The sequence below is a fragment of the Streptomyces sp. NPDC088350 genome (assembly GCF_044753545.1).
Taxonomy (GTDB): domain Bacteria; phylum Actinomycetota; class Actinomycetes; order Streptomycetales; family Streptomycetaceae; genus Streptomyces.
This window is the reverse complement of the sequence record NZ_JBIVNL010000001.1, coordinates 479,266-491,776: the sequence shown is the minus strand read 5'-3', so window position 1 is coordinate 491,776 and position 12,511 is coordinate 479,266. Positions and strand designations below refer to the sequence as shown.

10 protein-coding genes and 1 pseudogene are annotated in these 12,511 nt (G+C 69.1%); 5 read left to right on the top strand and 6 right to left on the bottom strand.

Annotation, left to right across the window (positions count from 1 at the left end; translation table 11 throughout):
- Positions 1 to 295: 295 nt before the first annotated feature.
- Positions 296 to 475: a hypothetical protein gene (locus ACIQBL_RS02270; RefSeq protein WP_401935797.1), complete on the top strand. Its 180-nt coding sequence runs from the start codon at positions 296 to 298 to the stop codon at positions 473 to 475.
- 181 nt (positions 476 to 656) lie between these two features.
- Here ACIQBL_RS02270 and ACIQBL_RS02265 read toward each other — a convergent pair whose 3' ends face one another.
- The 5 genes from ACIQBL_RS02265 to ACIQBL_RS02245 form a co-directional block, all read right to left on the bottom strand.
- The gene (locus ACIQBL_RS02265) at positions 657 to 2,579 is read right to left on the bottom strand and encodes a hypothetical protein (protein WP_401935796.1); all 1,923 of its coding nucleotides are present in this window, start codon (positions 2,577 to 2,579) and stop codon (positions 657 to 659) included.
- A gap of 365 nt (positions 2,580 to 2,944) precedes the next feature.
- A complete protein-coding gene (locus ACIQBL_RS02260; RefSeq protein WP_401935795.1) occupies positions 2,945 to 4,033 on the bottom strand; it encodes a hypothetical protein in 1,089 nt (362 codons plus the stop codon).
- 54 nt (positions 4,034 to 4,087) lie between these two features.
- Positions 4,088 to 5,026, bottom strand: coding sequence for an N-acetylneuraminate synthase family protein (locus ACIQBL_RS02255; RefSeq protein ID WP_401935794.1), 939 nt, complete (start codon positions 5,024 to 5,026; stop codon positions 4,088 to 4,090).
- A gap of 14 nt (positions 5,027 to 5,040) precedes the next feature.
- Positions 5,041 to 6,342 (bottom strand): cytidylyltransferase domain-containing protein, encoded by a 1,302-nt coding sequence (locus ACIQBL_RS02250; RefSeq protein WP_401936999.1) that lies wholly within the window; start codon positions 6,340 to 6,342, stop codon positions 5,041 to 5,043.
- Positions 6,343 to 6,419: 77 nt separating this feature from the next.
- A complete protein-coding gene (locus ACIQBL_RS02245) occupies positions 6,420 to 7,730 on the bottom strand; it encodes a DUF6716 putative glycosyltransferase (protein ID WP_401935792.1) in 1,311 nt (436 codons plus the stop codon).
- Between the two features lie 198 nt (positions 7,731 to 7,928).
- On the opposite strand from ACIQBL_RS02245, the gene ACIQBL_RS02240 reads away from it, so the two are divergent.
- The 4 genes and pseudogenes from ACIQBL_RS02240 to ACIQBL_RS02225 all read left to right on the top strand — a co-directional run.
- A complete protein-coding gene (locus ACIQBL_RS02240) occupies positions 7,929 to 8,906 on the top strand; it encodes a glycosyltransferase family 2 protein (RefSeq protein WP_401935791.1) in 978 nt (325 codons plus the stop codon).
- Positions 8,903 to 10,240 carry a polysialyltransferase family glycosyltransferase gene (locus ACIQBL_RS02235; protein ID WP_401935789.1) on the top strand — a complete coding sequence of 446 codons (1,338 nt, stop codon included), beginning with the start codon at positions 8,903 to 8,905 and terminating at the stop codon, positions 10,238 to 10,240. Before ACIQBL_RS02240 ends, ACIQBL_RS02235 begins: the two co-directional genes overlap by 4 nt.
- A gap of 236 nt (positions 10,241 to 10,476) precedes the next feature.
- The gene (locus tag ACIQBL_RS02230; protein WP_401935787.1) at positions 10,477 to 11,652 is read left to right on the top strand and encodes an acyltransferase family protein; all 1,176 of its coding nucleotides are present in this window, start codon (positions 10,477 to 10,479) and stop codon (positions 11,650 to 11,652) included.
- Positions 11,653 to 11,950: 298 nt separating this feature from the next.
- Positions 11,951 to 12,058: pseudogene (locus tag ACIQBL_RS02225) on the top strand (RICIN domain-containing protein); the annotation flags it as partial.
- A 205-nt stretch (positions 12,059 to 12,263) separates the two neighbouring features.
- Here the strand turns inward: ACIQBL_RS02225 and ACIQBL_RS02220 are convergent.
- Complete coding sequence (locus ACIQBL_RS02220; RefSeq protein ID WP_401935786.1) at positions 12,264 to 12,428, bottom strand: hypothetical protein; 165 nt, start codon at positions 12,426 to 12,428, stop codon at positions 12,264 to 12,266.
- Positions 12,429 to 12,511 lie beyond the last annotated feature (83 nt).

Below are 12,511 nucleotides of genomic sequence, written 5' to 3'. Positions count from 1 at the left end.
TACATCGCCTACCTCCAGGCCAAGTACCGGCTGCCCGTGCTGCTCCTCGTGGTCTGCCAGGACCGGGCCACGGCCAAGTGGGCGGTCGGCCCCTTCGAATGCGGCACGAGCGAATGGACGGCCCTGCGGACGTATCCGCTCGTCGCCGGGCCGGACAACCTGCCGGTCGGTCGTCATCTGCTTCCCCGGCCGGGGAACCGTCCGAGAGACCATCTACCTGGAAGGCAAGGCCGAGGGCGAAGCCGCAGGCAGGGCAGAAGGCAGGGCCGCGGGCGAGGCCAAGGGCATTCTGTCCGTGCTGGAGGTCCGCGGCATCCCCGTACCGGACAGCGTGCGTGAGCGGATCACCGCCTGCACGGACCTCGACCGCATGGACGCCTGGCTGGAGCGTTTCCGCACGGTCGAGCGGGCGGAGGACCTGTCCGTGGAGGACGTCGAGATTCCGGAGAGCGGTCCTCGGCCCGACCGGTCCTGAGCATCGGCCGATCGGCATGACGGCCGACAGCGCAGTCGGCCGAACGCAACGGCGCACCCGGAATGGTGCCGGTCCGGGTGCGCTCGGCGCAGGTGATGACCGTAGGCGTCGTCGGCTGAGAGGTCAGCGGCCCGAGGCACTGCGGCTGAGTGCAACGGAGCGCCGCAGCCCACAGGCCGGCCTACTTCTCCTTGGTCATCCCCAGCAGGTTGGCCAGCCGCTGCGCCTTGTTGCCGGCCGGTTCAAGCCCCGGCTCGGGGGTCCCGAACAGGTAGTTCAGCATGGTGCCCCGCAGTATCTGGTACTGCTGGTAGTCCCGCTTCTTGAACAGCTCCGGGTTGTCCAGGTCTTCCGGCACGTGGTAAGGCCGCATGATCAGCGGCGTACCGACCAGGGGCTGCTGCTGCGCCGGAACGGCGGACGCCCGGGCGCCGGAGCCCTGTGCCCCGGATTCCTGGCCGATGAACAGGCCCGGGTGCCCGACGCCGAACTCGATGCAGTACAGCGTCTTGGAATGGTCCTTGAAGGTGGCGGTCGCCTCGTCCGCGCTGAACTCGACCGTCGTGCTGTTCTCCAGGGTGAAGGTGTACTTCACCCGCTTCGAGTTGACGATCAGTTGGACCACCACGCCCTTGGGATCGAAACCGGGCAGGGCGTCGTTCAGCACCCGGGCGAACGCGTTGTCGACCGAGGTGTCCGCCAGGAACTTCTCCAGCAGCTGCTGCTGGACGGGCTCGATCAGGTGCACCTGGGACGCCAGCCTGATCCGCTCCTTCCCGAGCGAGACCGTACGGCCCTTGACCGCGAACAGGTACACCCCGGGCTTGTCCTTCTTGGGCACCTCGCGCCGGCGCAGCACCACTCCTTCGGTGAGCAGCGGGAGCCCCGGGACGTCGAAGTAGGAGTCCTTCGAGACCCGCGGCTCCACCTCCCTGGTCTCCTTGTCGAGGTCGTCGCACTTCAGGTCGGTGATACCGAGCTTGTGCCACAGGCCGGGGGTGTGCAGCAGTTCGGTCAGCCTGCTCAGTACGAGCTGATACTGGCCGGCGCCGACCAGGAACTCGGACTCGGCCTCCAGGGTGGTGGCCATCTCCTTGCCCGGCTGGAGCAGGTCCCTGTAGGTCACGTAGACGGGACGGGAGGCGCGCAGGACCTCGCTCAGGTTCCAGTCGGTGTTGCGGACCACCTCCGAGTCCCTGCGGTCGTCCTGGGTGATCGGCCGCATGGCGATCTGTCCCGAGCCGTCCTTGAGCTTGTTGCCGCCGCTGGTGTGGAGCACACCGTTGGCGCCGGAGGCGAGCCGGTCGTACCAGCGGGCCTCGACGCCCAACTGCGGGAAGGCCGTGCACACCCTGTGGCGCAGGTCGCCTCCGGCGGTCGGCAGGCCCAGCAGCCTGGCCAGCTGCGCCCAGGTGTAGAAGGCGTCGAACTGGATCCGGTTCTCGTTGACCGGCGGGGTCAGCACCAGCATGGTCTCCAGCGCGGTGTCCTCGGTCGGCTTGGTCGGGATCAGCAGGGGCTTGGTGAGCACGATCTCGATCAGGTCGTACGGGTCCGCGACCATGTCGAGTACGCCCTCGATCAGCACATTGACGCGCAGGCCGTTGTCGTTCTGCTGGTAGTCGCCGATGGTCAGCCGCGCCTGGCTGGTGAAGCCGGGATCGGTGGCGGTGATGGGGTTGAGGATCTGCGGATGGTCGGCGACGTTGGGCCCGAAGAGGCGGGTCCGGTCGGCTGACTGGATCGCCCGCAGTCCGCCGGGGGTGCGGTAGATCTGCTGGTCGCTGACGCTCGGGTGGTCGGCGTCGGTGGCGATGACGTGCTTGGTCGTCTGGGCCACCAGCCGCCCGCCGGGCAGCGGTTGGGCCTGCTGCGGAGGTTGCGGCACGACGGCCGGCGCGGTGACTTCGGGCTGGACGCGGGTACAGAACCTGGCCGACTGCCAGTCCCCTGTCTGCTTGTCGACCAGGTACTGCAGCACCTTGTCCGGGCCGTGGTAGCGGTGATCCAGGACCGTCTTGGTGCCGTTCTGAAGCCGTATCCGGGTGCCGTTGGGCAGCGGGTCCATCTGGTTCTGGACGCCGGGGTTCGGTGCTGTGGCCATGGCTGTTCCTTCCGCGACGGTTCGGACGTGCGGGCCCGGCCCATCGGGATCCGCCGGGTGCACGGAGACCGATGACGGCGGGTTGGGTGGCCTCCACCCTTCGTCACCGTGCGGGACAGGTCAAGGCAGCGGTGTCCCTCATCCCGGGCAGGCTCAATCTCGCTCGTCGCGGAGGGCGCCACTCCACACAACACGCCTTCTACCAGCACCAATCGCTCCACGCGTACCGCTTTCCGGACGCGGGGACAGCTCCTCGATCCAGCCCTCACCCGCCGGCCGGGAGCGCGGCGATGTGACCGTGTGTCACCGGCGTACGGGTTCGGTTCGCCGTGGGCGGGAAGCGCCGGCCTCACGCAAGCGGAACGTCAGACCGCGCTCACCGCCGACAACCGATGCACATCCTTCGCCGTCCCCGTGACCCCCGACAGGAACCCCTGCGCCCGGGGCGAGGCGTTCTCCGTAAGCCAGGCCGGGTCGATGTCGCACACGGCGACCCGGACCTCCGTGCCCACCAGTGCCAACGGCAGGGTGTGGACCACCGTCGACGGGAAGCTGAGGATCGTGCGGCCGATGGGGCCGCGGCGGGCGATCAACTCCAGGGGGAGGTCCGGGCGGACGATCTCCAGGCCCGTCTCGACCGCCAGCCGGTGGAGTTTCTCCGTGGATTCGCGGCGGTGGGCGAAGTAGCGGGTCGCGCCGTGGGTCTTGGCGAGGGCGGCGACCGCCTCCAGGTAGCGGTCGTTGTCCACAACTCCCGTCTCCACCAACGACGTTCCGACCATGTCCGCGCCCTTCGTGATGCGCGGCGGGCCGAAGGTGGCGCGGGTCCAGGTGAACTCGTTCGCCGTGATCGTGACGCCCTCGGGGGTGGTCTCGATCGGCATGGAGGAGAAGACCTCGACCTTGCGGCGCTTGCCCGGGGTCAGGCGGCGGCGGGCCGCCGACGACACCGGGGCGAAGATCAGGTCGCGGGGGCCGGGTCGGCCGCCCTTGCGGTGCCAGCGCACCAGGCGTTCGCCGCTGGCGAGTTGGGCGACGAACTCCATCGTGGCGGTGCCGTCGTCGACCACGACGAGGTCGCGGGCCCTGGTGATCGTCAGCAACAACTGGACGTATCGCGAGAACGGGTCGCCCATGACGATCCGGTCCGCCTTGCGGAGGAGCCGGGTGAGGCCGCCGATGGTCTGGAAGGGGGCCAGGGGTCCGCCCCGCGCCTCCTCCCAGCGCACGGTGTGGCCCTCGTCGCGGGCGAGGTCGGCCATGCGGCGCAGCTGGCCACGGGTCATCGGGTCGGTCGGCGACAGGACCACGAGGGTGAGCCCCCCGCCGGGTGCCTCCTCGGCTCGGAGCGCACCGAGGTGCGCCCACTCCAGCACGTTCAGAAGCTGTACCGGACTCTCCACGAACGCGAGAGTGTGGGGGGTGAAGCCGGCGGTGCCGGCGTGGGGGCTCATCGTCGTACGACCGTCCCGTGACCGTGAGTGGCGCTGGCGCTCAATGACTCAAACTCAGACCGCTACCGGCTCGCCCGCCGCCGCCGCGATCTCCGCCTCGGCGATCACGCCGTTGACGCGGCGCAGCTTCTTCATCGGGCCGAGCTCCGAGTCGTAGACCTTCTTGACGCCGTCGCCGAGGGAGGCCTCGATGGTGCGGATGTCGCGGACGAGGCGGGTCAGGCCCTGCGGCTCGACGGAGGCGGCCTGGTCCGAGCCCCACATGGCGCGGTCGAGGGTGATGTGGCGCTCGACGAAGGTGGCGCCCAGCGCGACCGCGGCGAGGGTGGTCTGCAGGCCCGTCTCGTGGCCGGAGTAGCCGATCGGGACGTTGGGGTACTCGGCCTGGAGGGTGTTGATGACGCGGAGGTTGAGCTCCTCGGCCACCGCCGGGTAGGTCGAAGTGGCGTGGCACATCAGGATGTTGTCCGAGCCGAGGACCTCTACCGCGTGGCGGATCTGCTTCGGGGTCGACATGCCGGTGGAGAGGATGACCGTACGGCCGGTCGCGCGGAGGGAGCGGAGCAGCTCGTCGTCCGTCAGGGAGGCGGAGGCGACCTTGTGGGCCGGGACGTCGAACTTCTCCAGGAAGGCGACGGCCTCGGTGTCCCACGGGGAGGCGAACCAGTCGATGTTCTTGGACTTGGCGTAGTCGTCGATCTGGCGGTACTCGTCCTCGCCGAACTCCACGCGGTGGCGGTAGTCGATGTAGGTCATGCGGCCCCAGGGGGTGTCGCGCTCGATGTCCCACTGGTCGCGCGGGGTGCAGATCTCCGGGGTGCGCTTCTGGAACTTGACGGCGTCGCAGCCGGCTTCGGCGGCGGCGTCGATCAGCTTGAAGGCGTTCTCCAGCTCACCGTTGTGGTTGATGCCGATCTCGCCGACGACGTACACGGGGTGGCCGGGACCTGCGGTCTTCGAACCGAACTGGCGCAGACGGGAGTTGTTGCTCATGACAGCGGGTTTCCTTACTTGGTGAGGGAATCGAGAGAGGGGCCGAGGATCCAGCTGGCGATCTCTCGGACAGCGCCGTCGCCACCGGCCACGGTGGTGACCGCGCGTGCGGCGCCGCGTACGACGTCGTGGGCGCTCGCGACCGCCACGGGCCAGCCCACGAGGGCGAAGCACGGGAGGTCGTTGACGTCGTTGCCGACGTAGAGCACGCGCTCCGGCGCGATGCCCTGCTCCTCGCACCACTGCTTGAGTGCGAGGTCCTTCCGGTCGATGCCGTGCAGGACCGGGAGCTGGAGCTTCCGGGCCCGGGCGGCGACGACCGGGTTCTGCTCCGAGGACAGGATCAGCATCTTCAGGCCGCTCTTGCGCAGCGCCGCGATGCCGAGTCCGTCGCCGCGGTGCACGGAGACGAACTCCCGTCCGTCGGAATCGATCAGCACCCTGTCGTCGGTCTGGGTGCCGTCGAAGTCGAGTACGACCGCGTCGATGTCGTCGGCGGTCGGGAGCGAGCCGGGGCGGTCCGCGTCGAACAGCGGGGCCAACGCCCGTGCCCTGGCCAGCTCGTGGGGGTCGTCGATCTCCAACACGCGGGCGGGGTCGGTCCGTACGAGTTCCGTGCGGCCGAAGAAGCGGTGGCCGGCCTTGCGGAAGCCGGCCGCGTCCATGCCGTAGACGGCGCCGGTCTCCAGGAAGTCCTGGGGGCGGTCCTGGCGGCGCGGGCGGAACGACTTGTCGTGGTTGACGCCGTAACCGCCGCTGGTGACAGGCGGGTTGGCGACCTTCGTGGCGCCGCCCAGCTCGCCGGTACGGGTCGGCTCGACGACCGTGGTCGCCTCGTCGTCGGCGTCGCGCCACACGAAGCCGTGGAAGGGGGCGACGGTGTGGGCGGTGTCGGCGCCGTTCGCGACGATCGCGTCGACGATGCCGTCGACGTCCTCGCGGACGATGAAGGGGCTGGTGCACTGCACCAGGAGGACGACGTCGACCGCGGAGCCGTGCAGCGCCTCGTGGGCGTCCATGGCGTGCAGGACGGCGGCCTCGGAGGTCGCGGTGTCACCGGCGATGGCGGCGGGCCGCAGCACGACCTCGGCGCCGGCCAGGCGGGCGGCGGCGGCGATGGCCTGGTCGTCGGTGGAGACGACCACGTCCGTCACCAGCCTGCTGGCGCGGCACTCGCGGACGGCGCGGGCCACCAGCGGCACTCCGCCGACGGGCGCGAGGTTCTTGGCGGGGACGCCCTTGGAACCGCCCCGCGCGGGGATCACCGCGAGCACCCGGCGCAGCGAAGCGCCTTGGCCTGCTTGCGAGTTGGACATGGGCTCTACTCCCATGGAATGTGCTCCTTGAGCGGGAATCTCGGCGTTCGCGGCTCTGGCGTTCGCGGCTCTGGCGTTCACAGCTCCCCCATCCGGCGGATGACGGGCGCCACGCGCTGCACGCCGTGGCGGTAGGCGCCGCGCGCGGCCCGGCGCACGATCTGCCGGACGGGACCGGGCTCCTTGTCCGCGGCCGGGGCGCCCGGCAGCGGGGTGCCGTCGGGGCCGAGGTGGTGGCGGGCGAGGATGCCGGGCAGATAGCCGGGGGCGGTCTCGGGCGTGTAGTACGGCTTCAGGGCGGGCAAGTCGCCCCCGGCCAGCAGCTTGGCGATGCGCTCCCGGGCCGCGTCGAAGGCCGTCTCGTACGACCCGTCGGCGAGCACCCCCTGCCGGGCCACCCACTCCGCGTCCGGCACCGGCCGGTACCCGGCGTCGAGCTGCTCCCAGGAGGCGAGGCACCCGGAGCCCACGAAGTGGTGGTTGCCGAGCCCCTCGCGCACGCCGAGGTCGGTCAGCACGACGGTGGGGATACGACGGTGCAGGGACTCCAGGGCGGCCGTGGAGCTGATGGTCACCAGGAGGTCGGTGCGGTCGAGCACCTCGCCCATGTGCCCGTACACCAGGCGGAAGTTGGCGGGGAGGTCCTTGCCCTGGACCAGCTTCTGGTAGGGCAACTCCTCGATGTGCGTGGTGTGTTCGCCGGGCTTGGAGCGCAGCTTGAGGAGGACCTCGCGGTTCGGGTGGAACCGGGCGTGCTGGATCGCCCTGTCGAGCAGGTAGTTGCGGTCCCTGCGGTTGTCGGGCACCGAGGGCTGCACCGCGAAGACGACCGTGTAGGGGTCGTGCTCGCCGGTGTAGGTGTCCCCGCCGAGGAACGGCAGGGCGACCTCGGTCACCGACGAGGAGTCGGCGCCGACGCCGTCGTAGACCGCCTTGAAACGGTCCGCGTCCTGGCGGGAGTTGGCGAGGACGAGGTCCGCGCCGTGGCGCAGCAGGAGGCCGTCGGTGAGCTTCTCGTAGACGACGCCGACATAGCCGGTGACGACGACGGGCCGCTTGGTCCGCCCGTCCCAGACCCGGGCCAGACCGTGCAGCATCGCCTGGACCCCGCCGCCGACGAGGGAGAGGATCAGGACGTCGTAGGACTCCTTCTCCATGGCGCGCAGGAACTCGACGGCGGTCACCTCGCGGAGGGAGTCCGCGGTGACGCCGACTTCCGTCAGCTGGCGGGCTGTTGGGGTGGCACGGCCCCGCAGGAGATATCCGTCCAAAGAGATGTCCGAATGCGGCGGAGCGATGCGGTTCGCGGTGAGCGAACCCCATTTCCACCGGGTGTCGGAATCCGCGAGAACGGCGACTCGCAGGGTCTGCGTTGCACTTGCTGGCACACCGAAGACGCTAGGAAGCGATTGGGTTGGGCGGCCCAACCCGAAGGCAACAAACGGTTAACACCACAACGCCGAATGGCGAACCCGCGCAGGAACAGCCCTCAAAAAAGCCTGGTACATAGGTTCGCCATGCGTCGTTCACCCAAAATCAAGGTGACAGTAAAGACGGATGCCGGGCCGCCGCCTAACGTCGCTCTCGTGGTCAAGCTCTCCGTCATCGTGCCGTTCTACAACGTGCAGCAATACGCGCCAGACACCCTGAAGAGTCTGCGAGCGAACGCGCACGCGGACTTCGAATTCATTCTCGTCGACGACTGCTCTCGCGACGAGACACCCGACATTCTCGCGCGCGCGGAGCGCGAGTTGCCAGGTGCGGTGTATGTCAGACACGAGAAGAACGGAGGACTGGCGACCGCGCGCAACACCGGGATCGACAAGGCCCGGGGGGAGTATCTGACGTTCCTCGACGGGGACGACTGGCTCTCCCCTGGCTACTACCCCCAACTGGTGGACGCCATCGAGGAGTTGGGCTGCGACTTCGTGCGCACGGACCATGTCCAGTGCACCGCGCGGGCCCGCACGATCCACCGGGTGCCGCACGGCCGGCGCGGGGTCGTGATGAACCCGCGCGAGGCGATCCTGCCCACCGACCGGTCCACCTCCGTCGACTACGCGTACGCCTGGGCGGGGGTCTACCACCGCCGGCTGGTCGACCGCGGCCTGCTCCACTTCACCGACGGGCTGCGCACGGCCGAGGACCGGCCGTGGATCTGGAAGCTGCACCGGGAGGCGGAATCGTTCGCCGCGGTCAGCCTGCTCGGCGTGTTCTACCGGCGCGGGGTCGCCTCCTCACTCACCCAGATCGGTGACGTACGCCAACTCGATTTCATTCGCGCGTTCGACCAGGTCATCGAGGAAACCGCGCAGGACCGGGACGCGGCGAAACTACTCCCCAAGGCTGTTCGCACCTATTGCGCAATCATTTCCCACCATTTGGGATCCATCGAAAGGTTCGAGCCGGCGGTGGCGAGAAAACTGAAGTCGATGAGCGCCGTCGCCCTGCGGCGCATGCCGCAGGACGTGCTGGACGAGGCGCTCGACTCCATGGACATACAGCGTGCGACGAGGCTGCGCCGGCTGCGCCGCCGTCCCGCCGGCGCGGGGGTCGCCGCGTGACGACCCAGATCTTCCAGGCGTCGACGCTGTACGGCGTCGCCACCCTGGCCGCCGCCCTCGACTCGGCCGCCTTCACCCCGGCCGACCGGCGCATCCTGCTGGTCTGCAACAACGCGGCGACACCGGAGACGACCCCGGGCCTCGACGAAATGCCCGGCTTCGAGCGACTGCGCCAACGCTTCGACGACGTGGTGTCGTGGAACGAGACCATCTCCCCCTTCCACCCGGGCGGTTGGGCCCCACGCCCGGACGACGCCCCGCTGTGGGAGCGGCACCTGCGGCTGCTGTGGCAGCTGGGCGAGGACCCGGTGGAACTCACCGTCGAGTCCATCCAGGTCAACCCGGCGCTCGGCATCGCCCAGATCTTCACCGGCGCCCCGGTCACCGTCTACGCGGACGGCCTGATGAGCTACGGCCCGACCCGCAACAAGATCGACCCGCTGGTCGGCACCCGGGTGGACCGGCTGCTCCACCTGGACCTGGTCCCGGACCTCACCCCGCTGCTGCTCACCGAGTTCGGGGTCGCGCCGGAGCTCGTCCCGACGGACGCCTTCGTGAAGGTGCTCGGCGAACTCCTCGACACCGGCGACGAGTTGCCCGCCCTCCCCGACGAAGGGGCGCTGCTGCTCGGCCAGTACCTCTCCGCGCTCGGCATCCTCACCGCCGAGGAGGAGGAGGACCTGCACGTCCGGATGCTGAAGGGCGTGGTCCAACTCGGCCACCGGCGTGCGGTGTTCAAGCCGCACCCCTCGGCGCCGGCCCGCTGGTCGCGCGCGCTGGAGAAGGAGGCGGAGAAGCTGGGCGTCGACCTCACGGTCCTCGACACCCCGGTCCTCGCCGAGGTCCTCTACCAGCGGATGCGGCCCGCCCTGGTCGTCGGCTGCTTCTCCACGGCCCTCCTGACCGCCTCCGCGCTCTACGGCCTGCCCGTCGCCCGTGTCGGCACCGGCACGCTCCTGGACCGGCTGACGCCGTACGAGAACAGCAACCGGGTGCCGGTGACGATCGTCGACGCGCTGCTGCCGGAGCTGTCCGACCGCCAGGCAGTGGAGACGCAGCGTCCAGGCATGGAGGTGAAGGCCCTCAACTCCCTTGTCCGCGCGGTGGGTTACGCGATGCAGCCGAAGATCTACCCGGAGTTGCGGACGGCCGCCGAGGACTATCTGACCCGGCACCTGAGCACCCACACCTGGCGCTACTTCAAGCGCAAGCGCCTCACCTCGCTGGCCCTGCCCGGCGCGGTCCCGGCCCAGCTGGCGTTCATCCCGCGCAATGCGACCGTGCGGCGTGTCGCCCGCCGCGCGCGCCTGCTGAAGCGGACCGTGACCGGCTGACGACGCGACTCCCGACGGGCCGGCTCCTCGTGGGCCGGCCCGCACTGCCTGCCGGCGCCGGCGGAGCTCCGTACACGCAGGCCGTTGCGGTGGACCCCCGAGGTTGCGTACGCGGAGGCGAAGCCTGGGTGAACGGCCGCGGACGGGGTGACGAAGGGTCTCGGCCGGAGCGCAAACCCGCCCGGATGTCGGACTAGTGTGCTGTGACCCACCTGAGCCAGACCGAGGGGAAACCTGTGATCGACACGCCCGCGGACACCCGGGGAAACCCGACGGGCACCGTGGTCCGCGACGTCCCGCCGCCGACAGCCGACACGCTTCCCCCGTCCGGCCCGCCGACGCCGCCCAAGCCCCGGGAAAGCCGCCTGCGCGCGCTGGACGGGCTGCGCCTGGTCGCCGCGCTGATGGTGGCGGGCTACCACTACGGCGGACGCGGCGGCGAGGTCGAAAAAGCGTGGGGCACCTCACCGAAGGAGCAGTTCCCCACCCTGCACTCGCTGTTCTCGTACGGCTGCCTGGGCGTGCAGGTGTTCTTCGTGATCAGCGGCTTCGTCATCTGCATGAGCGGCTGGGGCCGCCCGCTGCGCTCCTTCTTCGCCTCCCGCGCCTCCCGGCTGCTGCCCGCGTACTGGGCGGCGGTCATCCTCGTGACGGCCGTCTTCGCCCTGCCGATGGTGGCGTACAAGGCGGTCGCGCCGAGTGACGCCCTGGTCAACCTGACCATGCTTCAGCAGCCGCTGGGTGTCGACCGGGTGCTGGGCGTGTGCTGGACCCTGTGGGCGGAGATCCGCTTCTACGCCCTCTTCGCCCTGTGCATCGTGCTGCCCGGCGCGAACCGGCGCCGCGTGATCCTGTTCTGCGCCGGCTGGACGCTCGCGGCGGCGATCACGCAGGGCGCGAAGTCACCGCTGCTCGACATCGTCCTGATGCCCGAGTACGCGCCGTACTTCATCGGCGGCGTCGGCCTCTACCTCGTGCACCGCGACCGCAAGGACGCCTACGCCTGGGGCATCGTCGCCGTCAGCTGGCTGATCGGCCAGCACTACGCGGTGGCCAAGCTGTGGCACGCGCCCGACCCGGCGGCCTTCTCCAACCGCTCCGTCTGGGGCATCGTCCTGGTCGTCACCTTGGGCTACGTCGCCGTCGCAGCGATCGCCCTCGGCTGGCTGCGCTGGGCGAACTGGCGCTGGCTGACGGTCGCGGGCGCGCTGACGTATCCGTTCTACCTCGTCCACGAACACCTGGGCTGGGTCGTCATCAAGGCGTACCACCGGACCCTGGGCATCCCGTCGTACGCGACGCTCCTCCTGACCGTCATCACGATGCTCGTCCTGGCATGGCTGTTGAACCGTTTCGTCGAGAACCGGCTGACCCCACGGCTGCGCTCGCTGCTGTCGACTCCACGCGGCTGACGGTTCGCCGGGGCTCCATCCGTACGGCTGCCGATTCCCGCCACGGCCGACAAAGAGTCTTCGCCTGTTCCATCTTCATTCATTGCTCATTGTTCATTGTTCATTTCCCAATGATCTGTAGGCCTCAGGCTCGCATCATCGAGAAAACACACTCGGAACAAAGCGATCACGCGACTCTTCGCGGTCGCCGTGACGGCCGTATCCGTACTGGCCCTTTCGACCCCGGCCAACGCGGAGGACGGCGTCCCTCAGATCATCAGGAACCACGCGTCCGACGGATGTCTGCAAGAACAGAAGCAGCGGCAAGTGCCTCGCCATCCCCAACGCCAGCACGACCAACGGAACCGAAGTCATCCAATGGACGTGCACCACGGACTCCAGCCAGCTGTGGACTTTCTACTCGTGACCCAATACCCGAGGTAAAACCCTCGGGCGGAAGCGGGGCATCCGGGAGACACCTGGACGCTCCGCTCCGCACCCCGACTCCACCCACTCGCACAAGTGACGCACAGGAATTGGTCTGTCGTTCATCCGACTCCCCGTTTGGCCGGACGCCGATGGGCAGATGGAGAACACTTCGACTGTGAGCCCGAGTTCGTGGGCGTGGTGGATCAATTTTCCGACAGTTCACTGATGATGCGTAGCCAGTCCTGCACGGTCAGGGTTCCGTGCGTGCCCTTCGGCGACGAGTCCGCGTAACAGTGGGTGCAGAACTCATTGCACAGTCCCGTGACTTCCAACCACGCGAACTTCAACGGGTTTTCGGCAACACTCATTGCAAGACTCCTTGCAGATGTCGAGTCCACTCACCACGCACGGGGCAAAAGATGCCCGCCAGCACACAATGAGCAGAGAACCT

Coding starts and splice junctions, on each gene's coding strand:
- ACIQBL_RS02250 (WP_401936999.1), bottom strand. CDS start 6,342: ATGTCCAACTCGCAAGCAGGCCAAGGCGCTTCGCTGCGCCGGGTGCTC.
- ACIQBL_RS02220 (WP_401935786.1), bottom strand. CDS start 12,428: ATGAGTGTTGCCGAAAACCCGTTGAAGTTCGCGTGGTTGGAAGTCACG.
- ACIQBL_RS02260 (WP_401935795.1), bottom strand. CDS start 4,033: ATGAGCCCCCACGCCGGCACCGCCGGCTTCACCCCCCACACTCTCGCG.
- ACIQBL_RS02255 (WP_401935794.1), bottom strand. CDS start 5,026: ATGAGCAACAACTCCCGTCTGCGCCAGTTCGGTTCGAAGACCGCAGGT.
- ACIQBL_RS02265 (WP_401935796.1), bottom strand. CDS start 2,579: ATGGCCACAGCACCGAACCCCGGCGTCCAGAACCAGATGGACCCGCTG.